Raw genomic sequence first — 24,678 nt, forward strand, 5'->3', positions numbered from 1 at the left:
TCCACAGGAAGGGCTCGCATCCGGCGGGGGCGTTCGGCGCGGGAGGCGGGAGTCGGACGGCCGGATCCTCAGGCCGGCGACTCCCCCTTCGCCCCCGGCACCTTCCCCTGCGTCGCCTCGACGACCTTCCGCAGGCCCGCGGTGAGTTCGTCGGCGTCGGTCGCGGTCCCGGGATCGAAGGTCCACTGGGCGATGAGCCCCATCATCAGGGTCATGTAGAACTTGCCCAGGGTGTCGACGTCACCCTCGGACACCTCCTCCTCCAGGCCGCCCATCAGCATCGGGATGATGCCGCGCGCCCCTTCGCGCTGGGCCTTCGCGAGATGGGCGCGCACCCCCGGCAGCTTGTCGCCCATGGCCACGATCTCCATGCTGAGATGCCAGGGCGAGCCGGGTGTGCGCATGGTCGCGATGACGCTCTTCCAGACCTCGTGGAACCGCTCCAGCGAACCCGGTTCCGAACCGGCCACCCCCTGCGGCTCCTCCGCGCCGTCGAAGCCGTCGGAGACCCCCTCGACGATCGAGATGTACGCCTCCGCGAGCAGCGTGTCCTTCGACCCGTAGTGGTAGCCGATCGACGCCAGGTTCGTCCCCGACTCCTTGACGATGTCGCGCGCGGTCGTCCGCGCGAAGCCCTTCTCCAGCAGGCAGCGCTTGGCGCCTTCGAGCAGATCCTCACGGTGTCCCATGCCGGTCACCCTACCCACGCGACAGACAACCGTCCCAGACGCACGTATTACACAAGCGTACTAGACACTCGTTTAAGACGGCCGTACAGTCCAGGACGTGACGAACCCGCCGAACCCTTCGAGCCCGATCGCCGATGCCGCGCCCCTGCCCGGACCCCGGGCCGGCCGCCGCGAATGGACCGCTCTCGGCGTCCTGATGCTGCCGCTGCTCCTGGTGTCCATGGACGTCTCGGTCCTCTACTTCGCGATACCCCAGATCAGCGCGGACCTGGAGCCGAGCGGCACCCAGCAGCTGTGGATCTTCGACGTGTACGCCTTCGTGCTCGCCGGGCTGCTGATGACGATGGGCTCGGTAGGTGACCGCATCGGCCGCCGCAAGCTCCTCCTGATCGGCGCCGCCGCCTTCGGCGCCGCCTCGCTGGCCGCCGCGTACGCGAACAGCCCGGAGGCGCTGATCGCGGCCCGCGCGGTGCTCGGCATCGGCGGGGCGACCCTGATGCCGTCCACCCTGGCGATGATCCGCACGCTCTTCACGGACCCGGGCCAGCGCTCCAAGGCGATCGGCCTGTGGTCCGCGGTGATGACGGGCGGTGTCGCGCTCGGCTCGGTGATGAGCGGCGTCCTCGTCGAGCACTTCTGGTGGGGCTCGGTGTTCCTGGTGAACCTGCCCGCGATGGCACTCCTGCTGGCCCTCGGCCCGTTCCTGCTCCCGGAGTCCAGGAACCCGTCGCCGGGCCGCTTCGACCTGCTGAGCGTGCCGCTGTCCATGGCCGCCGTACTGCCGGTGATCTACGGCATCAAGGAGATCCCGTCGGAGGGCTGGAACGTCCGTTACGTCGTCTCGGTGACCGTCGGCCTGCTCTTCGCCGCGCTGTTCGTCCACCGCCAGCGGACCGCCGCGTCACCGATGCTGCCGCCCGCGCTCTTCCGCGGGCGGGGCTTCACGCCCGCGGTCGTACTGAACCTGCTGTCGTCGTTCGCCATGCTGGGCTCGGCGTACTTCACCACGCAGTACCTCCAGTCGGTGCTCGGCAAGAGCTCCATGGAGGCCGCGCTGTGGGCCCTGCTGCCCACCGTGCTGGTCGGGGTCGCGGCTCCGGTCGCCGCGCAGCTCGTCCAGCGGGGGGTGAACCGGGCGTACGTCGTCTCCGGGGGCTTCGTCTTCGCCGCCTGCGGCTACGGGATGCTCACCGTCGCCGGTACGGACTCGATGTGGCTGGTGCTCGCCGCGGCGGGCGTCATCGCCTCCGGGATCGTCGTCGTGATGTCCCAGATGATGGACCTGGCGCTGGGCACCGTGCCGGCCGAGCAGGCGGGGACCGCGTCCTCGGTGCTGGAGACCGGGGCGGAGTTCGGGGGTGCGCTGGGGATGGCGCTGCTGGGGTCGATCGGGACGGCGGTGTACCGGCACGAGATGCCGGCCTCCGCGCCGGCCGGGGCGCACGAGACGCTGGGGGCGGCGCTTGCCGAGGCTCAGCGGTTGCCCTCGCGGGCGGGGGAATCGCTGGTGGTCGCGGCTCGGGAGGCGTTCACGAGTGGGATGCAGGCGGCTGCGGTTGCGGGGGTGCTGCTTCTTGTGGGCGCGGCGGTGCTGGCGTCGGTGACGCTGCGCGAGGTACGGGTCCGCACCCGAGATTGCGCCCCCGCCGCCCCTACCCATTCCCGTCCCTGACACGGGGGCTCCGCCCCCGAACCCCCGCTGCGCAGTTCCCCGCGCCCCCAGGTACCTGGGGGCGCGGGGAACTGCGCAATCTTCTAGGGGCGCGGGGAACTGCGCGACCAGCCCCCACCGGAGCCGCAGACGAAATGCGGGGGCGGGGGCCCGGGGGCCGCAGCCCCCTGTGAAGTCGGCCGGGCTCAGACCAAGTTGACCGAGCGAGCCTGCGTGGCGCCGATTTCTTCCGCCAGCTCCGTCAGGACCGGCTGCGGCACCGTGTCGTCCACCGTCAGGACGGCGAGCGCCTCACCGCCGACGTCCGCACGAGCGACCTGCATGCCCGCGATGTTGATCCCCGCCTCACCGAGAATCCGGCCGAGCGCACCGACGACACCCGGACGGTCGGTGTAGTTGAGGACGACCATGTGGTCGGCGAGGGCCAGGTCCACGTCGTACTCGCCGACGGCGACGATCTTCTGGTGGTGCTTGGGGCCGGCGAGCGTGCCGGAGACGGAGACTTCCTGGCCGTCGCTGAGGGTGCCGCGCACGGTCACCACGTTGCGGTGGTCGGAGGACTCCGAGCTGGTCGTCAGCCGTACCTCGACACCACGCTCCTGCGCGAACAGCGGAGCGTTCACGTAGGACACGGTCTCGTCGACGACGTCCTCGAAGACACCCTTGAGCGCGGAGAGTTCGAGCACCTTGACATCGTGCTGGGTGATCTCCCCGTACACCTCGACATCGAGACGGACCGCGACCTCGCCCGCGAGCGCGGTGAAGATACGGCCGAGCTTCTCCGCGAGCGGCAGACCCGGCTTGACGTCCTCGGCAATGACTCCGCCCTGCACGTTCACCGCGTCCGGAACCAGCTCACCGGCGAGCGCCAGACGCACCGAACGCGCGACCGCGATACCGGCCTTCTCCTGCGCCTCGTCCGTGGACGCACCCAGGTGCGGGGTGCAGACCACCTGGTCGAGCTCGAAGAGCGGCGAGTCCGTGCAGGGCTCCTTCGCATACACGTCCAGGCCCGCGCCGGCGACCCGGCCCTCCTTGAGCGCCGAGTACAGCGCGACCTCGTCGACGATCCCGCCCCGCGCGGCGTTGACGATCCGCACCGACGGCTTGACCTTGTGCAGCGCCTCGTCACCGATGAGACCCAGGGTCTCCGGCGTCTTCGGCAGGTGCACGGTGATGAAGTCGGACACTTCGAGCAGCTCGTCCAGCGACAGCACCTTGACGCCCATCTGCGCGGCCCGCGCGGGCTGCACATAGGGGTCGTAGGCGACGACCTTCATACCGAACGCCGACATGCGCTGCGCGACGAGCGCGCCGATCCGGCCCAGACCCACGACACCCAGGGTCTTCTCCGCCAGCTCGACACCCGTGTACTTGCTGCGCTTCCACTCGCCGTTCTTCAGGGCCGTGTTGGCCTGCGGAATGTGGCGGGCGGTCGCGAGCAGCAGACCGCAGGCCAGCTCGGCCGCGGTCACGATGTTCGAGGTGGGGGCGTTGACGACCATCACGCCGGCCTTGGTGGCGGCGGACACGTCGACGTTGTCCAGGCCGACACCGGCCCGTGCGACGACCTTCAGCTTCTTCGCGGCGGCGACGGCCTCGGCATCGACCTTCGTCGCGGAACGGATCAGGATCGCATCGACATCGGCGATCGCGGGCAGCAACTCGGCACGGTCGCCGCCGTTGCAGTGCCGGATCTCGAAGTCCGGGCCCAGAGCGTCCACCGTCGCGGGCGACAGCTCTTCAGCGATGAGTACGACAGGTTTCGAGCTCACGTGTGTCCTCACAAGTCCATTGCGGACGGCCGTCCCGACGGCCGCAGGCGGTGAAGGATTGCCGCGTGGAAGACGCACGACGCTGTGGGCCCGACGCGTATGTAGTGCTGCAGTCTAGTGGCGACGCGCCGTGTTCACGCGCCTCCGCAGAAGGATCACCCGCACGTGCACGTGCACATCAGCACGCACGATCCGGCGCGCGCATTTTCAGCCCCTCCGGCACTTGAGGAGCGGGGTCCGGGGCGGAGCCCCGTGACAGCGCCTCAGGCACCGCAGGCGGACAGGAACGGCCGCGGCACCGGGGCGCAACCCCGGTACCACGGCCGGACCGACGGAGTCACTCGTCGTCGTTGACCCACGACATCAGCTTGCGCAGTTCCTTGCCGGTGGTCTCCAGCAGGGACTCGGCGTCAGCCGTCTTGTACTCGTTGTACTTCTTCAGACCGCCGTGGTACTCGTCCATCCACGCCTGGGCGAAGGTGCCGTCCTGGATCTCGGCGAGGACCTTCTTCATCTCGGCCTTGGTGGCGTCCGTGATGATCCGCGGGCCGGTGACGTAGTCGCCCCACTCGGCGGTCTCGGAGATCGACCAGCGCATCTTCTCCAGGCCGCCCTCGTACATGAGGTCGACGATGAGCTTCAGCTCGTGCAGGCACTCGAAGTACGCGATCTCCGGCTGGTAACCGGCCTCGGTCAGCGTCTCGAAGCCGGCCTTGACCAGCGCGGCCGTACCACCGCAGAGGACGGCCTGCTCACCGAACAGGTCGGTCTCGGTCTCCTCGGTGAAGGTCGTCTTGATGACGCCGGCGCGGGTGCCGCCGATGCCCTTCGCGTACGAGAGCGCCAGCGGGAAGCCGTTGCCGGTCGCGTCCTGCTCGACGGCCGCGATACACGGAACGCCGCGGCCCTCCTCGTACTGGCGGCGGACCAGGTGGCCCGGGCCCTTGGGGGCGACCATGCAGACGTCGACGCCGGCCGGGGGCTTGATGAAGCCGAAGCGGATGTTCAGGCCGTGGCCGAAGAACAGCGCGTCGCCGTCGTTCAGGTTGTCCTTGATGGACTCCTCGTAGACCTGGGCCTGGATCGGGTCCGGCACCAGGATCATGATGACGTCGGCCTCGGCGGCGGCCTCCGAGGGGGTCACCACGCGCAGGCCCTGCTCCTCGGCCTTCGCCTTGGACTTGGAGCCCTCGTGCAGACCGACCCGGACGTCGACGCCCGAGTCACGGAGCGACAGCGCATGGGCGTGGCCCTGACTGCCGTAACCGATGACCGCGACCTTGCGGCCCTGGATGATGGACAGGTCGGCGTCAGCGTCGTAGAACAGCTCGGCCACTTTGGGTTCTCTCCTTGGTGTGCAGGTGTTGCGTCCCACCGTATGCCGGAGGGATGGGGGGAAGTTCCGGGGTCTCGGAATGCGGGCGGCCGACGGCTGCCGACCGCCCGTTTCCGGTCGTACTCGCATCTCTTACGAGGCTCCGCGCGCGGCGGGGCCCGGGGGTCTACGCGGACCGCTCCAGGGCCCGCAGCGACCGGTCGGTGATCGAGCGGGAGCCGCGGCCGATGGCGATCGTGCCGGACTGGACCAGCTCCTTGATGCCGAAGGGCTCCAGCATCTTGAGCATGGCCTCCAGCTTGTCGGCGCCGCCGGTGGCCTCGATGGTGACGGCCTCCGGGGAGACGTCGACGGTCTTGGCGCGGAAGAGCTGGACGATCTCCACGATCTGGGAACGCGTCTCGTTGTCGGCGCGCACCTTCACCAGAACGAGTTCGCGCTGAACGGCCGCGCCGGGTTCCAGCTCGACGATCTTCAGCACGTTGACGAGCTTGTTGAGCTGCTTGGTGACCTGTTCGAGCGGGAGTGCCTCGATCACGTTCACCACGATGGTGATGCGCGAGATGTCGGGGTGCTCGGTGACCCCGACGGCGAGGGAGTCGATGTTGAAGCCGCGGCGGGAGAACAGGGCGGTGATCCGGGCGAGGACACCGGGCTTGTTCTCCACCAGGACGGAGAGCGTGTGCTTGGACATGGGTCTGCTTCCTTTACCTACGGCTCTCAGTCGTCTTCGTTGTCGCCGAAGTCGGGGCGGACGTCCCGGGCGGCCAGGATCTCGTCGTTCGAGGTGCCTGCGGCGACCATGGGCCACACCATGGCGTCCTCGTGGACGATGAAGTCGATCACGACGGGACGGTCGTTGATCGAGTTCGCCTCTTCGATGACCTTGTCCAGGTCGTCGGCCGACTCGCAGCGGATCGCGTAGCAGCCCATGGCCTCCGACAGCTTCACGAAGTCGGGGACGCGGGTGCCGGCGCTCGGCTGCTTGCCGTCGGCGTCCGGACCGGAGTGCAGCACGGTGTTGGAGTACCGCTGGTTGTAGAAGAGGGTCTGCCACTGGCGGACCATCCCGAGGGCGCCGTTGTTGATGATGGCGACCTTGATCGGGATGTTGTTCAGGGCACAGGTGGTGAGTTCCTGATTGGTCATCTGGAAGCAGCCGTCACCGTCGATCGCCCAGACCGTGCGGTCCGGTGCACCGGCCTTGGCACCCATCGCGGCCGGGACCGCGTAGCCCATGGTCCCGGCGCCGCCGGAGTTCAGCCAGGTCGCGGGCTGCTCGTACTGGATGTAGTGCGCGGCCCACATCTGGTGCTGGCCCACACCCGCGGCGAAGATCGTTCCCTGCGGGGCGAGTTGTCCGACGCGCTCGATGACCTGCTGCGGGGAGAGCGAGCCGTTGTCGGGCTGCTCGTACCCCAGCGGGTAGGTCTCGCGCCAGCGGCCGAGGTCCTTCCACCAGGCGGTGTAGTCGCCGGGGTGACCGTCGCTGTGCTCCTTCTGCACGGCCTGGATCAGATCCGCGATGACCTCGCGGGCGTCTCCGACGATCGGCACGTCGGCGGCGCGGTTCTTGCCGATCTCGGCCGGGTCGATATCGGCGTGGACGATCTTCGCGTGCGGGGCGAAGCTGTCCAGCTTGCCGGTGACGCGGTCGTCGAAGCGGGCTCCGAGGGCGACGATCAGGTCGGCCTTCTGCAGCGCGGTGACGGCGGTGACCGAACCGTGCATGCCCGGCATTCCCACGTGCAGCGGGTGACTGTCGGGGAATGCGCCGAGCGCCATCAGTGTGGTGGTGACGGGCGCTCCGGTGAGTTCTGCGAGGACCTTCAGTTCGGCGGTGGCGCCGGACTTGATGACGCCGCCGCCGACGTAGAGGACGGGCCTCTTCGCCTGGGTGATCAGCCGGGCCGCCTCGCGGATCTGCTTGGCGTGCGGCTTGGTCACCGGGCGGTAGCCGGGCAGGTCCATGACCGGCGGCCAGGAGAAGGTGGTCCTGGCCTGGAGGATGTCCTTGGGGATGTCGACCAGGACCGGCCCGGGACGGCCGCTGGAGGCGATGTGGAACGCCTGCGCGATCGCCTGGGGGATGTCCTCCGCCCTGGTGACCAGGAAGCTGTGCTTGGTGATCGGCATGGTGATGCCGACGATGTCCGCCTCCTGGAAGGCGTCCGTGCCGATCGCCTTGGAGACGACCTGCCCGGTGATCGCGACCAGTGGCACGGAGTCCATGTGGGCGTCCGCGATCGGGGTGACCAGGTTGGTGGCGCCCGGCCCCGACGTCGCCATGCACACCCCGACCTTGCCGGTGGCCTGCGCGTATCCGGTGGCCGCGTGGCCTGCGCCCTGCTCGTGGCGGACCAGCACGTGCCGCACCCGCTTGGAGTCCATCAGCGGGTCGTACGCCGGAAGGATGGTGCCGCCGGGAATGCCGAATACCGTGTCGGCCCCGACCTCCTCAAGAGAGCGGACGAGGGACTGCGCTCCCGTCACCTGCTCGGGGGCGGACTGTTGTCCTCCGGAACGGGGCCGCGGCTGCGGGTGGTGGGCCCCGGTGGCCTGCTCGGTCATCGGCATTCTCTTCTCGATGCTGAGGGTTTTTGCGAGTTTTGAGCGGTGTGCGCTTACTGATCGACAGTCACTGGTGCAACAAAAAACCCCTCGTGCCGTGAGGCAGGCGAGGGGAGCGCGTCGGGTGCGGTAGCGGGGACTTCCGGGTCATCGATCCGGTGCTTCCCAGCTCAGCCGACGCGCTTTCCAAGTACGAGAATTCGGGTGCGCATGGCACAGACCCTCCCCCCGGCGCGCTGTGCGTGTCAAGTGGGTGGGACGGGAGTCTCATTATGTGAGCGCAGCGCGAGACCGGTTCCATACCCTCCCGAGGCGGCTCCCGCCGCATACGCACTTGCGCCCCCACCTGCGAAGACGCTACTTCCACCACCTCCCGCGAAGACGGGTTCGACGGGGCCGTGGGGCACGGCGTAGACGCCCCCGGCGAGTGCTCGGCGCATTCGGTACTCGTCCAGCGGTCCGGAGAAGGCCACGCCCTGTCCATGGGTGCAGCCCATCGAGCGCAGGGCGATGACCTGCTCGGGCAGATCGACGCCGTCGGCCACGGACTGCAGCCCCAGGTCGTTGGCGATCCGCAGCAGTCCGCTGGTGATCTTGTGCAGCCGGGCGGACTCGACGACGCCCTCGACCAGACCGCGGTCCAGCTTCAGTACGTCGACGGGGAGCCGGCGCAGCGCGGTGATCGTGGCGTAGCCGCTGCCGAAGCCTTCCAGGGCGATCCGCACGCCGAGCCGCCTGAGCGTCTTCAGGCGGCGCTCCAGCTCGTCCAGGGAGACCTTGGGGTCCGTCTCGGCCAGTTCCACGATCAGGGCGCCCGAGGGCAGTCCGTGGCGGGTGAGGAGGGCCTCCACGGAACTCAGCGGCATGGAGCGGTCGAGGAGTCTGCGGGCGGTCATGCGGACGGCGACGGGCACGGCGAGCCCGGTGGCGGCGCGCTCGGCGGCCTGTTCGACCGCCTCCTCCAGCATCCAGCGGCCGAGCTCGGCGGTGCGGTCGCTGTCCTCGGCGACACGCAGGAACTCGGCGGGCGTGAACAGCACGCCCTGGGCCGAGCGCCAGCGCGCCTGCGCGGCCACCGCGGTGATCCGGCCGGTGTCCAGGCAGACCACGGGCTGGTGCAGCAGGGCGAACTCGCCGTCGTGCAGGGCGGCGCGCAGCCTGGTGGCCAGCTCCGCCTTGCGGACGACGTCCTGCTGCATCTGTGGCACGTACAGCTCGACGCGGCCCTTGCCCGCCGCCTTCGCGCGGTACATCGCCAGGTCGGCGTTGCGCAGCAGTTCGCCGGCGCCCAGGCCCGGCTCGGAGAAGGACACCCCGATGGAGGCGGCGACCCGGACATCGTTGCCGTCGATGAGGTACGGCTGCGACAGGGTCGTACGCAGCCGGTCGGCGAGTTCGAAGATGTGGCGCTCGCGCGCGGTGCGGTCGCGGGAGCCGTCACCGACGATCAGGGCCGCGAACTCGTCGCCGCCGAGCCGGGAGGCGGTGTCCCCCTTGCGGACCGCGTCCTGGAGCCTGCGGGCGGCCTGCACGAGGAGTTCGTCGCCGGCCTGGTGGCCGATGGTGTCGTTGACCGCCTTGAAGCCGTCGAGGTCGATGAAGAGCACGGCGGTGCCGTGGTCGGAGGAGCGGCGGCCGGAGAGCGCCTGTCCGACGCGCTGGGTGAACAGGGCGCGGTTGGGCAGGTCGGTGAGCGGGTCGTGTTCGGCGTTGTGCTGCAACTGGGCCTGCAGGCGGACCCGTTCGGTCACGTCACGGCTGTTGAAGATGAGGCCGCCGTGGTGGCGGTTGACGGTCGACTCGACGTTGAGCCAGCCTCCCCCGCTCTCGGCTCCGCCCGGCCGGGAGGTGCCCCCGCCGCCGGACCGGAAGCGGCACTCGATACGGGTGGTGGGTTCCTCCGCGGGGCTCGCGGCGAGGAAGCGGCGCACCTCGTGCACCACGCAGCCCAGGTCCTCCGGGTGGATCAGCGTGGCGAGTTCGGACCCGACCAGCTCTTCCGCGGGCCGTCCGTAGACCCCGGCCGCGGCCGGGCTGACGTACCGCAGGATGCCGTTCGGAGCGGCGATCATGATGACGTCGCTGGAGCCCTGCACCAGGGAGCGGAAGTGGTTCTCCTTCTGGGCCAGTTCGTGGGTGAGGGTGATGTTGTCGACGAGCATGATGCCCTGGCGCACGACGAGGGCGAGCACGACCGTGCCCCCGGTGACGAGCACCACGCGGTCGACGCTGCGGCCGTTGAGCACGTTGTAGAGAATCCCCAGCGTGCAGACGGCGGCGGCCAGGTAGGGAGTGAGCGCCGCCAGCGAACTGCTGATGGGCCGACTGAGGGGATACCGGCTGTGACCTCCCTCCTGGAGGGGCACGTGTGCCGGTTGTCCCTGCCGGGGCCCGGGCACATGGCCGTACACCACGCGCGTGTGCCCCTCTTCTTCCGTGTGTCCGTGCCCCTGCCCCACCCAGGGGGCGTAGGCGAGCAGCAGTGAGCCGGCGAACCAGCCCGCGTCGAGCAACTGCCCGGAGCGGTAGTCGTTGTGGAGCAGCGGCGAGGTGAACAGGGCGTCGCACATGACCGTCAGCGCCAGCGCCCCGATCGCGGTGTTCACCGCGGAGCGGTTCACCGCCGACCGCCTGAAGTGCAGTGCGAGCACCATGCTCACGAGAGCGATGTCGAGCAGCGGATACGCGAGCGACAGCGCGGTGTGCGGAACGCTCGGCTCCTCCGCCTTGGCCGCCTGGGCGAGCGCGAGACTCCAGGAGAGCGTCAGCAGCGAGCCGCCGATCAGCCAGGCGTCGAGGCCCAGACAGACCCAACCGGCCTTGCTCACCGGCCGTTTGGCGAGGACGAGCAGTCCCACGATGGCCGGTGGGGCGAAGCACAGGAAGAACAGGTCGGCCCAGCTGGGGCTGGGCACCGGGCTCTCCAGGACGACCTCGTACCAGCCCCAGACGAGGTTGCCCACCGCCGCCATCGCGGAGGAGAGCGAGAAGAGCAGCCATGCGGGTCGAAAGCGGCTGCGCCGGGTACGGGCGCAGAGGAAGCAGGAGACGGCCGCGGTGGCGGCCGCCGCGCTCAGCCCGAAGTCGCCCATGATCAGGGCGAGTCGTGGTGAGCCCCAGCCGAGCGCGGAACCGACGGCGTATCCCGCGCACATCAGGGCGAGCACGAGTTGCGGGACCAGGCCCGTCGCACCCCCGGCGACCTGACCGCGGGCGAGCACCGCCCCCGGGGAGCTCACTGTGTCTCTCCGGGCCGAGCCGCCCCCGAGTCCCTCTGGTCCCGGTGCGCCGGATGGGCGTGACGCCTGCGCCCACTTGGCCGGCGGTGGTGATGGCCGCTGTGGCCGCATCTGCGCGCGGGTGGACACCAGGGTCGCCGTCGGCGACCCCGTCGCGTCGGATCGTTGGTCCATAGGCCGTGCATCGCCCGTCGCCCCCCTCGCTGTTGCTGTCTCTCAGTCCCCGGCGCCGGATGGTGCGCGGCGCAGCCCCTGTCGGGACGATACACCAGTCTCGTCACTCAGGGACATAGTTCCTCTACGCTCCGTGACGGCCGGAGAGGAAATGGACACGGCGCGCGTTCGATGGAATGCGGAGGGTACCCATGGGTGCCCGCCGTGCGCGCCCGGACGGGAGAGGGGAGGACTACGAGCCCGTCGTAAGGACCACGTTCCGCAGTGGCTCCCGGTTCACGAAGCGGTTCAACTGGTCCAGGAGGAGCCGCCGGGCCCGTGGGAGGAACGCGGAGGTGGGGCCGCCCACATGGGGGCTGATGAGTACGTTCGGGGCGTGCCACAGAGGGTGCCCCGGCGGCAGCGGTTCGGGGTCGGTGACGTCCAGGGCCGCCCGGAGCCGGCCGTTCTCCAGCTCGGCGAGGAGCGCCCCGGTGTCGACGACACCGCCGCGGCCCACGTTCACGAGGAGCGCCCCGTCCTTCATGCGGGCCAGGAAATCGGCTCCGGCCAGGCCTTTCGTCTGCTCGGTGAGCGGCGTGATGAGCACCACCACATCGGCTTCCGGCAGGAGCTCCCGCAGGGCGGAAATCGGATGCACGGGGCCGCGCGCGGTCTCACGTGCGGAGCGCGCGACGCGCGCCACCCGCGCGAGCTCGAACGGCGCGAGCCGGTCCTCGATGGCCGAACCCACCGCTCCGTAGCCGACGATGAGAACGCTCTTGTCCGCGAGCGCGGGACGGAACCCGGACCGCCATTTCTCGCTGTCCTGCCCGCGGACGAAGTCTGGGATGCCGCGCAGCGAGGCGAGGATCAGGGTGAGGGTGAGTTCGGCGGTGCTCGCGTCGTGCACACCGCGCGCGTTGCACAACCGCACTCCCCCGGGCAGCAGTTCAAGGCCCGGCTGCACATGGTCGATGCCGGCCGACAGGGTCTGCACGACCTGTACGGAGGTCATGCCGGCCAGGGGCCGCACGGAGACGTCGCCGCCCTTCATGTAGGGCACGACGTAGAAGGCGCAGTCGGCGGGGTCCGCGGGAAAGTCCTCCTCACCGTTCCAGTAGCGATAGTCGAGTCCCTTGGGAAGGCCGTCGAGTTCGTCGGGCTGAAACGGGAGCCACACTTCGTACGTCATGGTCAGGAGGCTATGCGAAGCACCCGTGGACGCAGAGGTTAGTTTGGGGTGCCAGTAGAGGGAGGGCACGGCCAGGTGGAGCGCAGGACGATCGGGGCGGCGGCGCTCGAAGTGGGGGCTGTCGGTCTCGGGTGCATGCCGATGAGCTGGGCGTACGCGGGTTCGCGGCAGCGGGGTGCCGAATCGCTGCGGACCGTGCACGCGGCTCTCGACCGGGGCGTCACGCTCCTGGACACCGCCGACATGTACGGGCCGTTCACCAATGAGCTGCTGGTGGGCCGCGCGCTGAAGGGACGTCGTGCGGAGGCCTTCGTGTCGACCAAGGTCGGCCTGCTGGTGGGTGAGCAGCACATCGTGGCCAACGGCCGCCCCGGCTATGTGAAGCGGGCGTGCGACGCCTCGCTGCGGCGATTGCAGACGGATGTCATAGATCTCTACCAACTGCACCGCGAGGACCCGGAGGTGCCGGTCGAGGAGACCTGGGGCGCGATGGCGGAGCTCGTCTCGGCCGGGAAGGTGCGGGCTCTGGGGCTGTGCGCGGTGGGCGCCCGGGCCGGCCGCGGGCCGGGTGCGCGGCTGCACGACGGGACGATACGGAAGCTGGAGCGGGTGCAGCAGGTCTTCCCGGTGAGCGCGGTGGAGGCCGAGCTGTCGGTGTGGTCGCCGGAGGCGCTGGAGGCCCTGCTGCCGTGGTGCGAGGCGCGCGGGGTCGGTTTCCTGGCCGCGATGCCGCTCGGCAACGGCTTCCTGACCGGGACCCTCACTCCCGGCGAGGGGTTCGAGCCCGACGACCTGCGGGCCAGGCATCCCCGGTTCACCGCCGAGATGATGGCCTCGAACCAGCCGATCGTCGTCGGGCTGCGCCGCATCGCCGCCCGCCACTCGGCCGCGTCGGGCGCGGACGTCACTCCCGCGCAGGTGGCTCTCGCGTGGGTGCTGTCGCGCGGGGAGCAGGTGGTTCCGGTGCCCGGGACCAAGCGGGAGTGCTGGGCCGCGGAGAACGCGGCGGCTGCCGGGCTGCGGCTGACGGCGGAGGATCTCGCCGAGGTGGCGCAACTGCCCGCGGCGCTGGGGTCCTGGGACTGAACGGGATTCGGGGGGGCGAGCGGGATACGGGGGCCCGAGCCGGGGTCTTGCGGCTGAGCCGGGATCTTGTGGCTGGGCCGGGGTCTTGTGGCTGGGCCGGGACACGCGGACCGAGCCCTGGTCCCGGGGCCGAATCGACCGGTTCGGGCGGGGGTCCGGTTATTCGGTGTCCGTGATCGGGAACCCGGGAGGCCCGGGCGGTGTATGAAAAGTAGAACCTGCCACGTCGAAGGGATCCTGCATCGTGCAACGTCGAGCTGTGACGGCCGTGTTGGCCGCAGCCACGCTCCTGCTGACGGCCGGATGCTCCTCGGACGACGGGGGGAGTGCGGACGGCGGCGGGAGCACGCCCTGGGTCTCTCCGAAGCCCGGCACCTCGCCCCCGGCCTCCGAGCGGGCCGCCGAGGAGGCATCGCCCGCCAAGGGCTCCGTGAAGGTCCTGCGGACCGTCACCGAGGGCCTCAAGACACCCTGGGGCCTGGCGCCCCTGCCCGAGGGCGGCCTCCTGGTGTCCTCGCGCGACGAGGGGACGATCACCCTGGTCGACGAGAAGACCGGCAAGAAGACCGAGGTGGGCTCGGTGCCCGGGGTCGCCCCCGGCGGCGAGGGCGGCCTGATGGGCCTCGCCCTGTCCCCGACGTACGCGTCGGACCACATGGTCTACGCGTACTTCACCTCGGACTCGGACAACCGCATCGTGCGCATGCAGTACGACGCGAAGAGGCCGGCCGGTGAGCGGCTGGGCGCCCCCGACACGGTGTTCCGGGGCATCCCCAAGGGCACGAACCACAACGGCGGCCGGATCGCCTTCGGCCCGGACAAGATGCTGTACGTGGGCACGGGTGAGACCTATGTCACCGAGCTGGCCCAGGACAAGAAGTCGACGGGCGGCAAGATCCTCCGCCTGACCCCGGAGGGCGAGCCGGCACCGGGCAACCCCTTCGACTCGCCCGTCTACTCGTACGGGCACCGCAATGTGCAGGGCCTGGCCTGGGACTCCAAACAGCGGCTGTTCGCCTCGGAGTTCGGCCAGGACACCTGGGACGAGCTGAACCACATCAAGCCGGGCGGCAACTACGGCTGGCCGGACGTGGAGGGCAAGTCCGACGACTCCCGGTACGAGAGCCCGATCGACCAGTGGAGCACCGACGAGGCCTCTCCCAGCGGTATCGCCTACGCGGAGGGCTCCGTCTGGATGGCGGGCCTGCGCGGCAAGCGGCTGTGGCGCATCCCGCTCAGGGGCACGGAGGAGTCGGCGAAGCCCCAGGCCTTCCTGGAGGGCAAGTACGGCCGGCTGCGCACGGTGGTGTCGGCGGGCGGCGACAAGCTGTGGCTGGTCACGAGCGAGACGGACGGCAGGGGCACCCCGGGCAGCGGGGACGACCGGATCCTGGAGCTGCAGGTGAAGTGAGACGAGGCGAGATCAGGTGAGGTGGGGTGAAGCGAGATGTCTAGGCGGGAGTTTCCGGGTCGTCCCGCTCCTGCGGCTCGTGCTCCCCGTCCGGCCCGTCCCGCTCCCCCGTGGGCTGCGTCGGCGGGCGTACGACCACCTTGCCCGAGGTCAGATCTATGGGGCCCCGTCCGGGGTCGCCGTCGTTCAGATCCACGCGGGTCAGTTCCAGCCGCTTGTTCTCGTCCTCGGTGTGCTTGCGGCCCGGTGCGAACAGGTTCTCGATCATGTTGAACACAGCGGCTCCCTCGGCCCGGCGTCTCTTACAGCGTAAACCTCACCTCGTGGAAGTCATCCGGCTCGTCCGGTCGGGCGGGCGGCGGCCGTCTCCGGCGGGAACAGCCGCATCCGGTGCGCGACGGCCGCTGCCTCTCCGCGACCGGAGACGCCGAGCTTGGACAGGATGTTCGAGACGTGGACGCTGGCCGTCTTCGGGGAGATGAAGAGCTCCTCGGCGATCTGGCGGTTGGTGCGGCCGACGGCGACCAGTCGCAGGACGTCACGCTCGCGGCTGGTGAGGCCCAGCGCCTCCACCGGGTCGGCGGGAGCCAGGGTGGTCCGCCCGGCCGGGCGGGCGAGGGTGAGGCGGGCACGCTGGGCGAGCAGGGCGACGGCGTCGGTGAGCGGCCGTGCGCCGAGGTGGTCGGCGACGGCCCGGGCCAGCCGCAGCAGTTCGGTGGCGCGGCCCCGCTCCTCCTCGGTACCGCCGGAGCCCAGCAGGGCCTCCGCGAGCCGGTAGCGGACGCGGGCCAGGTCGTACGGGCGCTCCAGCGGTTCGAAGGCCGCGACGGCCTCGGACCAGTCGTCCGGGGTGTCCCGGCTCTCGGCACGCAGCAGTTCGACGCGCACCCAGCGCTCGTACGCCTGCCACACGGGGACGTTCGTGGCGAGGGACTTGGCGGTCGTGCGCAGGCGCTCGACGAGTTCGGCGCGGCCCGGTCCGGCGGCGGGCAGTCCGCGGGCGTCGGCCTCCGCGGTCGCCGCGGCGAGCAGCAGGGGCCAGCCGTAGCGCTGGGTGCCCGGCGGGAAGCCGAGGCCCAGTGCCCCGTCCAGTTCGGTGCGGGCGTCGAGGAGGCGGCCCTCGCCGGCGGCGATGCCGATGGCGAGGGTGGTCAGGGGCAGCGCGTTCTGGGGCACGGCGTCGTGGGTGCCGAAGTGGCCGCGGGCCTCGGCCAGTCGGGCGCGTGCGGTGGGCAGGTCGCCCCGGGCCAGTTCGAGGCGGGCGTGGAGCATGGTGCGAAAGCCCCGGGGTTTGGCGCTCTGGCCGACCCGCTCGGAGTTGTATCCGGCTTCGGCGGCCTCGGGCCAGCGGCCCAGCGAGAAGAGGGACTCGCCGAGGTTGCCCCAGACCCAGGCCTCGGTGTCCAGGAGGCCGTATCTGCGGGTGAGCCGGACGCCTTCCTCCAGGATGCCGACGGCTTCCTGGGAGCGGCCGACGCCCTCCAGGTGGGAGGGCAGGTTCACATGGGCGCGGCCCATCACGTAGGCGGCGCCGAGTTCCGTGGCCCGTTCCTTGACGTCGTGCACCTCGGCGAGGCCGGCGCCGATGTCGCCGGACTCGACGAGGAGGCCGCCCAGGGTGAGGCGGGCGTTCAGCTCGATGTCGCGGGCTCCGACCATGCGGGCGTACTGCACGGCGCGTTCGGCGGCCTGGAGCGCGTCCGGGCCGGGCCGGTGCACCATCAGCCAGTTGGCGACGTGGGCGAGGACGTCGGCGTGCACCTCGGAGGGCGGCAGTCCCCGGACGAGGTCCTGCGCGGTGCCGAGTTCCTGCCAGCCGTCGCCGAGGCCCTGTCCCTCGACGAGGCGGGAGCGCTGGATCCAGAACCAGGCGGCGCGCAGGGGGTCCTGCTCGTCCGCCAGGAGGTGCAGGGCCCGTTTGGTTATCTTCAGCGCGCGTTTGCGTTCCCCGCAGAACCGGCCCGCCACGGCGGCCTCGGCCATGAGGTCGAGGTAGTGCAGCGGGGTGGTGGCCGGATCGCGGCCGTCGGCGCTCCCGCCGCGCACTTCGGGCAGTGCGGGCGGATAGGCCTCGCTGTAGTCGGCGGTGCGCAGGGCGGCGCGTACGGGCTCGGGGGCGGTGTCCCACAGTTCCATCGCCCGTTCCAGGAGGCGTACCTGCTCCGAGTAGGCGTGCCGGCGGCGGGCCGCGACGGAGGCGTCGAGGACGGCGGGCAGGGCCTTGGCGGCGTCGTGCGCGTGGTACCAGTGGCTGGCCAGCCGGGCGGCGCGCTCGCCTGCCGGTACGAGTGAGGGGTCGGCCTCCAGGACTTCCGCGTACCGGCGGTTGAGGCGGGAGCGCTCGCCGGGGAGCAGGTCGTCGCCGACGGCCTCGCGTACGAGGGAGTGGCGGAAGCGGTAGCCGTCGCCGTCGGGCGTCGCGAGGAGGATGTTGGCGCCGACGGCGGCCCGCAGTGCCTCGATGAGGTCGTCCTCGGAGAGCCGGGCCACGGCGGCGAGCAGCCGGTACTCCACGGTCGAGCCGCCCTCGGCGACGATCCTGGCGACCCGCTGGGAGCTCTCGGGCAGGCTCTCGACGCGGACGAGGAGCAGGTCGCGCAGGGAGTCGGTGAGGCCGGTGGCGCAGCCGTCGAGGGCGGCGACGGCCAGTTCCTCGACGAAGAAGGCGTTGCCGTCGGAGCGGGCGAAGATGTCATCGACCTGGACCGGGTCGGGCTCGGAGCCGAGGATTCCGGCGATCTGGCGGGCTACTTCGGCGTGGGTGAAGCGGCGCAGCTCGATCCGGCGGACGGTGCGCAGCCGGTCGAGTTCGGCGAGCAGCGGGCGCAGGGGGTGGCGGCGGTGGATGTCGTCGGCGCGGTAGGTGGCGACGACGAGGAGGTGGCCGCTGCGCAGGGTCCGGAAGAGGTAGGCGAGGAGGTGGCGGGTGGAGGCGTCCGCCCAGTGCAGGTCCTCCAGGAGGACGACGACGGGGCGGTCGGCGGCGACGCGTTCCAGGAGGCGGACGGTGAGTTCGAAGAGGCGGGCCATGCCGTCCTCGTCGTGCCGCCCGCGGGTGCTCTCCCCCAACTCGGGCAGCAGCCGGGCCAGTTCCTCCTCCTGGCCCGCGGCGGCGGCGGCCAGTGCGTCGGGCAGGTGGCGGCGCAGGGCCCGCAGGGCGGTGGAGAAGGGGGCGAAGGGGAGTCCGTCGGCGCCGATCTCGACGCAGCCGCCGACGGCCACGACGGTGCCTTCGCGGCAGGCAGCCGTCGCGAACTCCTCGATGAGCCGCGTCTTTCCGACGCCGGCCTCACCGCCGAGGAGCAACGCCTGTGGCTCGCCCGCGGCGGCACGGGCGAGCGCGTCGTTCAGTACGCCCAGCTCGTCGGCCCGACCGACGAAGACCGGACTGACGGACCTGGTCTCCACAGCGCCGAGCATCGCACAGGGGTCGGACACGGCGTCACTGGTTATCGGCGCCCCGCCCCGGACCTCGGACGCGCCCGCCGGAGCCTTGCTCCCGCCCACGGCCGCGGGCCCGTCCGCGTCGGCGGACGGGCCCGTGGTGGTGGTGCGTGCGGGGCGGCCGACCCCCGTGCGGCCGCCCTGCCGTGCCCCGGCGTTCATGCGGCGCGTGCGAACCGGGGCCTGCGGGAGCGGTGGCCGTTCACCCGCCCCTCGCCGTCGTGATCGGATCGCGCGGCCTCGTGGCGGGCGGCGCGGCGGGTGCGGGCGGCCTCGCGGGCCATGCGGTAGTTGTCGGCGGCGCGGATCATCTCCGCGGAACGGATCTGCTGGAGCTCGTACTCGAACATCTCGTACCCCTTGGGAAGAGTGACCGGCGGAAGGTCACCGTCGGTTTCGGCTTCGCTCGTTCGCGATGCCTCAACCTTCGTCTCCGAGGGGGGTGCGCCACATCGGGAGAGTTCCGCATCTTGGACGCGCGAGGGGCCTTAGTCCCGCCGTGAGTGGCTCACGGCGGGACTAAGGCCCCTCAGGACGTGCGGTTGTGCGCGTACGCGGGGTCGGTCAGCCGGTGGTCGTCGGCATGCCGAGGAGGACGTCGGAGTACTTGAGCGCGGCCAGCAGCAGGCCGATGACGCCGAGCGAGACACCCGCCCAGGCGACGGACTTGACCCACGGGGACTGCGCGGGAATCCGGTCCGGGTTGCCGAACGCGGGCCTCACCAGCACCACGACACCGACGATCAGCGCGGCCAGCGCGAAGAAGCCGGCGACCAGGGCGTTGGCGTTCCAGGAGTCGGCGTACACCTGCTTGATCTGGGTGGCGACGGGCGAGCCCTGCGCGGTCTCCAGCTGGCCGTACAGCGAGTCGCGCGCCTGCGCGATGGTGCCGACCCAGCTGCCGGTCAGGGAGACGATGCCCAGTCCGGCGGAGACGACCGCGGCGGCGCCCAGGCCCACACCGGAACCGGTTCCCGCGGCGGCCACGACCTGCTCGTCCTGCTCCGGCTCGCCGTCGCCCTCATCGGCGAGGTCGTCCTCGTCCGGGTGCTCGGAGGTCTTGACCTCCTCGACCTCTCCGACCGCGCCGACGGCACCGTCGGTGCCCTTCTCGTCACTTTTTCCGAGCTTCACGGCCTCGTCGTCGCGCTGTGCCTCGGTGCCGGTCTCGATTCCGGCCTCGTTCTCTGTCTTGGTTCCCATGCTCCGCACCGTACGGACGCTGTCTGAGAATTTCTTTAAGATCCCGGGATCCTCACGCACGGGTCGGCAGATCCCCTTGTCCGGCGGCTGCCGTGCGTGCGGCCCGCCACTCCCCCGCGAGGACCGACCACACCTCCGTGTCCTGCCGTACGCCCCGGTGGGGCCAGTTCTCACGCAGGACGCCCTCGCGGCTCATGCCGAGCCGTCGCGCCACGTTGAGGCTGGGTACGTTGGCGACGGCCGCGTGCCACTCCACGCGGTGGATGCCGCGAACGTCGACCGCCCAGTCGATGAGGACGCGGATCGCGCGGGTGATCAGACCGCGGCCGGCCGCCGCGGGCTCCAGCCAGCAGCCGACCTCGCAGACCCCGTGCTCGGCGTCGAAGACGCGGAAGAGCACACCGCCGACGAGCTGCCCGTCCAGCCACACCCCGTGCAGGCTGCCCGTGTCGGCGGCCTTCTTGTCGGCGAACGACTGGAGCAGCTCGCGCGCGGAGTCGGCGTCCGTGACGCGCGACCCGAAGGAGATGTACTGCTGGACGAACTCGCGTCCGCGGTCGAGATGGGCCAGGAACTCGTCCGCGTGCCACGGCTCCAGAGGGCGCAGTTCGCTGCCGTCGTCACCCAGGGATATCGCGTACATCCTGCTGTCGCTCCTTCACGAGTACCGCCACGGGTACGTCCGCCGGTGCGTCCACCGCGTCCGCCGCACCCGCCGCATCCACGAGCGCGTCGCCGCGCGCCCCGGGGATCGTCGCACGACGGCCCGGACCGGCGGTACGGATCTCCGGCGGCTCGATACTGAGCCGCGGCAGGCGCCGGTCGAGCCAGCCGGGCAGCCACCAGTTGGCGCCGCCGAGCAGGTGCATGAGGGCGGGCACCAGGAGCGTACGCAGCACGAACGCGTCGAGGGCGACGGCGGCGGCCAGGCCGACGCCGAACATCGCGATCACGCGGTCGCCGCTGAGCACGAAGGCCAGGAAGACCGAGATCATGATCACGGCGGCGGAGTTGATCACCCGGCCGGTCTCCGCGAGGCCCACCCGGACGGCCCGGCGGTTGTCGCCGGTCTCCAGCCACTCCTCGTACATCCGGCCGACCAGGAACACCTGGTAGTCCATGGAGAGCCCGAAGAGCACGGAGACCATGATCACGGGCAGGAAGGGTTCGATCGGGCCCGCCCGGCCGAGGCCCAGCAGTTCGCTGCCCCAGCCCCACTGGAAGATCGCGACGACGACCCCGAAGGAGGCGGCGACGGCGGCGACGTTCATCGCGGCGGCCTTCAGCGGGATGCCGACGGACCGGAAGGCGAACAGCAGCAGGAGGCAGCCCAGACCGATCACCACGCCCACGAAGAGGGGCAGTTTGCCGACGATGACGTCCGCGAAGTCGTCGTATCCGGCGGTGATGCCGCCGACCTGGAGATCGAGCGTGGTGCCGGTCCCGGCCCGCGGCAGCACGTCGGTACGGAGCCGTTCGACGAGTTCGCTGGTCTGCCGCGACTGCGGTGAGGACTCCGGTACGACGACGAGGTAGGCGGTGTCCCCGTCGCCGTCGTACGTCACCGGGGTCACGTCCCGCACGCCCTCGGTCTCCCTGAGCGTGGCGTCGAGGTTGTCGAGGGCGAGCCGGTCCTGGCCACCGGTGACGGGTGTGACGAGGGTCAGCGGCCCGTTCATGCCCGGCCCGAAGCCCTCCGAGATCAGGTCGTACGCCTGTCGCGTGGTGGCCGTTCCCGGATTGTTGCCCTGGTCGGAGGTGCCCAGGTGCAGCGAGAACATCGGCACCGCGAGCAGCGCCATCACGGCGACGGCGGCGGCGCCGAGGAGCTTGGGATGCCGTTCGACGAAGGCGGACCAGCGGGCGGCGAGCCCGGTGGGGACCTCCGGTTCGGGCCCGTGCTCGGCCAGCCTGCGGCGTTCGCGGCGGCTCAGCGCGCGCATGCCGATGAAGGAGAGCAGCGCGGGCAGCAGGGTGACGGAGGCCGCGACCGTGAGGACCACGGTGAGCGAGGCGGCGATCGCGACACCGTTCAGGAAGCCGAGCCGCAGGATGAGCATGCCCAGCAGGGCCACGCAGACGGTGGCGCCCGCGAAGACGACCGCGCGCCCGGTGGTGGCCACCGCGTTGCGGGCGGCCTCCTCGACCGGGAGACCGCGCTTGAGGCCGCGGCGGTGCCTGGTCACGATGAACAGCGCGTAGTCGATGCCGACGCCCAGCCCGATCAGCAGACCGAGCATGGGCGCGAAGTCGGCGACGGTCATCACATGCCCGAGCAGCGCGATGCCCGCGTACGCGGTACCGACGCTGACCAGGGCCGTGGCGATGGGCAGGGCCGAGGCGGCGAGGGAGCCGAAGGCGAGGAAGAGGACCACCGCGGCGACGGCCACGCCGACGATCTCGGCGAGGTGTCCGCCGGAGGACTCGGTGAGGGCGACGGCCTGGCCGCCCAGCTCGACCTGGAGTCCGTCGGTCCCGGCCGCCTTCGCGGCGGCGACGACGGCCGAGGCCTCGCCCCGGTCGATGTTCTCGGCCGGCTCGTCGAAGATCACCGTGGCGTAGGCGGTACGCCCGTCGCCGCTGATCTGCCCGGAACCGGGCCCCTCACTGCCGGGACCGTCGCTGCCGGGACCGCCGTAGGGGCTGACGACCGCGGCCACCCCCGGCAGACCGGCGATCCGGTCGAGGGTGCGGGTCATGGTCTGTTCGACGTCGGCGGCGCGGACCGTACCCGGGGTGGAGTGCCAGACGACGGTGTCGCCGTCGCCGCCGAGGCCGGGGAAGTTGTCCTGGAGCAGTTCGGCGGCCCGGCCCGACTCGGTGCCCGGCACCTGGTAGTCGTTCGAGTACGCGGAACCGGCGACGAGTGCGGCGGTGGCGGTCCCACCGAAGGCGACGAGCCAGAGCAGTAGAGCGACGAGACGGTGCTGCACACACCAACGTGCGAGGGCTGCCACGGACGAGCTCCCTGGGGGATTTGTGGATCTTTATCGGGAACTGCCCGCAAAGAACGCATGACCGATGCGTTGTCACTCTTGCAGCCGAAAGTGATCGTTGGACTCATTCATGGCCTTACTCACAGGAGTGCGAGCCAGTTCACACGACAATCCAACAAACTCTGTAGCCCCGCGGCTCAGCACGTCCCATCCAGGGACTCCCATCCAGCGGCGCGGGGAACGACGCAATCTTGTCGCTTTCAGGCGCGCGGGGAACGGCGCAGTCTTTTCGCTTTTAGGGGCGCGGGGAACTGCGCAATCTTTTGGGCCCGCCCCCACACACCCGCACCCGTCAACGCACCCAAAAGCGGGGCCCCGGACGGCGGAACGCCGAAGGGCGTCGCACCCTCAGGTGCAACGCCCCTCCGCACAGACAAGCAGGGCTAGCCCTCAACGCCCAGCTTCTCAAGGATCAGCTCCTTGACCCGCGCAGCGTCAGCCTGCCCCCGCGTGGCCTTCATGACGGCCCCCACCAGCGCACCGACAGCAGCCACCTTGCCGCCACGAATCTTGTCGGCGACACCGGGGTTCCCGGCAATGGCGTCATCGACGGCAGCCGTCAACGCACCCTCGTCCGAGACGACCTTCAGACCGCGCTTCTCGACGACCTCGTCCGGCGTGCCCTCCCCCTTGACGACCCCGTCGATGACCTGCCGGGCCAGCTTGTCGTTGAGGGACCCCTCGCCAACCAGCGCGGCCACCCGGGCGACCTGCTCGGGCGTGATGGCCAGCCCGTCCAGGGACACCCCGGACTCGTTGGCCGCACGCGCCAGCTCGCCCATCCACCACTTGCGCGCGGAAGCCGCGTCGGCCCCCGCCGCGATCGTGGCGACGATGAGGTCGATGGCACCGGCGTTGAGCATCGACTGCATGTCGTGGGCGTTGACGCCCCACTCCTCGCGCAGCCGGTTGCGACGGGCCAGCGGCTGCTCGGGCAGACCCGCGCGCAGCTCCTCGACCCACGCACGGGACGGCGCGACGGGCACGAGGTCGGGCTCCGGGAAGTACCGGTAGTCCTCGGCCTCCTCCTTCACCCGCCCCGAGGTCGTCGACCCGGTGTCCTCGTGGAAGTGGCGGGTCTCCTGGATGATCGTGCCGCCGTCGTTGAGCACGGCCGCGTGCCGCTGGATCTCGAACCGGGCCGCACGCTCCACGGACCGCAGCGAGTTGACGTTCTTCGTCTCGCTGCGCGTACCGAACTTCTCCCGGCCGTGCGGGCGCAGCGACAGGTTCACGTCGCACCGCATCTGGCCCTGCTCCATGCGCGCTTCCGAGACGCCGAGCGCCTTGATGAGTTCGCGCAGCTCGGCGACGTACGCCTTGGCGACCTCGGGGGCTCGCTCGCCCGCGCCCTGGATCGGCTTGGTGACGATCTCGATGAGCGGGATGCCGGCGCGGTTGTAGTCGAGCAGCGAGTGCGAGGCGCCGTGGATACGGCCCGTCGCGCCACCGACGTGCAGCGACTTGCCGGTGTCCTCCTCCATGTGGGCGCGCTCGATCTCCACACGGAAGATCTCGCCGTCCTCCAGCTGGACGTCGAGGTAGCCGTTGAAAGCGATCGGCTCGTCGTACTGGGAGGTCTGGAAGTTCTTCGGCATGTCCGGATAGAAGTAGTTCTTCCGGGCGAAGCGGCACCACTCGGCGATCTCGCAGTGCAGCGCGAGGCCGATCTTGATCGCGGACTCGACGCCGATCGCGTTGACGACCGGCAGCGCGCCGGGCATGCCCAGACAGGTCGGGCAGGCCTGCGAGTTGGGCTCGGCGCCCAGCTCGGTGGAGCAGCCGCAGAACATCTTGGTCTTGGTGCCGAGTTCGACATGGACTTCGAGGCCCATGACGGGGTCGTACGACGCCAGCGCGTCCTCGTACGACACCAGGTCAGTCGTGGCAGTCACGGTGAAACTTTCC

Annotated in this window: 17 protein-coding genes; 3 read left to right on the plus strand and 14 right to left on the minus strand. The window is 70.7% G+C overall.

What is annotated here, in order from left to right; all coding sequences use genetic code 11:
• Positions 1-68: 68 nt before the first annotated feature.
• On the minus strand, positions 69-689 hold the full coding sequence (locus tag ACZ60E_RS28655; RefSeq protein WP_469444158.1) for a TetR/AcrR family transcriptional regulator: 621 nt from the start codon (positions 687-689) through the stop codon (positions 69-71).
• 196 nt (positions 690-885) lie between these two features.
• Between ACZ60E_RS28655 and ACZ60E_RS28660 the strand changes: the two genes are divergently transcribed.
• A complete protein-coding gene (locus tag ACZ60E_RS28660; protein WP_469444274.1) occupies positions 886-2,361 on the plus strand; it encodes an MFS transporter in 1,476 nt (491 codons plus the stop codon).
• Between the two features lie 185 nt (positions 2,362-2,546).
• Here the strand turns inward: ACZ60E_RS28660 and serA are convergent, their stop codons facing one another.
• From serA to ACZ60E_RS28690, 6 genes are all read right to left on the minus strand, one after another.
• Positions 2,547-4,136, minus strand: coding sequence for a phosphoglycerate dehydrogenase (gene serA, locus ACZ60E_RS28665; protein WP_384807586.1), 1,590 nt, complete (start codon positions 4,134-4,136; stop codon positions 2,547-2,549).
• Between the two features lie 337 nt (positions 4,137-4,473).
• Positions 4,474-5,472 (minus strand): ketol-acid reductoisomerase, encoded by a 999-nt coding sequence (gene ilvC / locus ACZ60E_RS28670; RefSeq protein WP_107021903.1) that lies wholly within the window; start codon positions 5,470-5,472, stop codon positions 4,474-4,476.
• Positions 5,473-5,638: 166 nt separating this feature from the next.
• Positions 5,639-6,166 (minus strand): acetolactate synthase small subunit, encoded by a 528-nt coding sequence (gene ilvN, locus ACZ60E_RS28675; protein ID WP_189776235.1) that lies wholly within the window; start codon positions 6,164-6,166, stop codon positions 5,639-5,641.
• 26 nt (positions 6,167-6,192) lie between these two features.
• Positions 6,193-8,049 carry an acetolactate synthase large subunit gene (locus ACZ60E_RS28680; RefSeq protein WP_384807588.1) on the minus strand — a complete coding sequence of 619 codons (1,857 nt, stop codon included), beginning with the start codon at positions 8,047-8,049 and terminating at the stop codon, positions 6,193-6,195.
• A 239-nt stretch (positions 8,050-8,288) separates the two neighbouring features.
• Positions 8,289-11,456: a putative bifunctional diguanylate cyclase/phosphodiesterase gene (locus tag ACZ60E_RS28685; RefSeq protein WP_469444162.1), complete on the minus strand. Its 3,168-nt coding sequence runs from the start codon at positions 11,454-11,456 to the stop codon at positions 8,289-8,291.
• 232 nt (positions 11,457-11,688) lie between these two features.
• Complete coding sequence (locus ACZ60E_RS28690) at positions 11,689-12,630, minus strand: 2-hydroxyacid dehydrogenase (protein ID WP_469444164.1); 942 nt, start codon at positions 12,628-12,630, stop codon at positions 11,689-11,691.
• A 75-nt stretch (positions 12,631-12,705) separates the two neighbouring features.
• On the opposite strand from ACZ60E_RS28690, the gene ACZ60E_RS28695 reads away from it, so the two are divergent.
• Both ACZ60E_RS28695 and ACZ60E_RS28700 read left to right on the plus strand, forming a co-directional pair.
• Complete coding sequence (locus tag ACZ60E_RS28695) at positions 12,706-13,716, plus strand: aldo/keto reductase (protein ID WP_469444166.1); 1,011 nt, start codon at positions 12,706-12,708, stop codon at positions 13,714-13,716.
• A gap of 259 nt (positions 13,717-13,975) precedes the next feature.
• Complete coding sequence (locus tag ACZ60E_RS28700; protein WP_469444168.1) at positions 13,976-15,127, plus strand: PQQ-dependent sugar dehydrogenase; 1,152 nt, start codon at positions 13,976-13,978, stop codon at positions 15,125-15,127.
• Between the two features lie 40 nt (positions 15,128-15,167).
• On the opposite strand, the gene ACZ60E_RS28705 is transcribed toward ACZ60E_RS28700, so the two are convergent.
• From ACZ60E_RS28705 to gatB, 7 genes are all read right to left on the minus strand, one after another.
• Positions 15,168-15,395: a DUF6191 domain-containing protein gene (locus ACZ60E_RS28705; RefSeq protein ID WP_469444276.1), complete on the minus strand. Its 228-nt coding sequence runs from the start codon at positions 15,393-15,395 to the stop codon at positions 15,168-15,170.
• Positions 15,396-15,457: 62 nt separating this feature from the next.
• A complete protein-coding gene (locus ACZ60E_RS28710; RefSeq protein ID WP_469444278.1) occupies positions 15,458-18,547 on the minus strand; it encodes a helix-turn-helix transcriptional regulator in 3,090 nt (1,029 codons plus the stop codon).
• 182 nt (positions 18,548-18,729) lie between these two features.
• Positions 18,730-18,921 (minus strand): hypothetical protein, encoded by a 192-nt coding sequence (locus tag ACZ60E_RS28715; protein WP_384807598.1) that lies wholly within the window; start codon positions 18,919-18,921, stop codon positions 18,730-18,732.
• Positions 18,922-19,135: 214 nt separating this feature from the next.
• A complete protein-coding gene (locus tag ACZ60E_RS28720; protein ID WP_469444170.1) occupies positions 19,136-19,774 on the minus strand; it encodes a hypothetical protein in 639 nt (212 codons plus the stop codon).
• Between the two features lie 52 nt (positions 19,775-19,826).
• The gene (locus ACZ60E_RS28725; RefSeq protein WP_469444173.1) at positions 19,827-20,417 is read right to left on the minus strand and encodes a GNAT family N-acetyltransferase; all 591 of its coding nucleotides are present in this window, start codon (positions 20,415-20,417) and stop codon (positions 19,827-19,829) included.
• Entirely contained in the window at positions 20,395-22,731 is a 2,337-nt protein-coding gene (locus ACZ60E_RS28730; RefSeq protein WP_453794310.1) for an MMPL family transporter, read from the minus strand. Before ACZ60E_RS28730 ends, ACZ60E_RS28725 begins: the two co-directional genes overlap by 23 nt.
• Before the next feature lie 422 nt (positions 22,732-23,153).
• Positions 23,154-24,665: an Asp-tRNA(Asn)/Glu-tRNA(Gln) amidotransferase subunit GatB gene (gene gatB, locus ACZ60E_RS28735; protein WP_469444175.1), complete on the minus strand. Its 1,512-nt coding sequence runs from the start codon at positions 24,663-24,665 to the stop codon at positions 23,154-23,156.
• Positions 24,666-24,678 lie beyond the last annotated feature (13 nt).

Source organism: Streptomyces sp. NPDC102514, assembly GCF_055584525.1.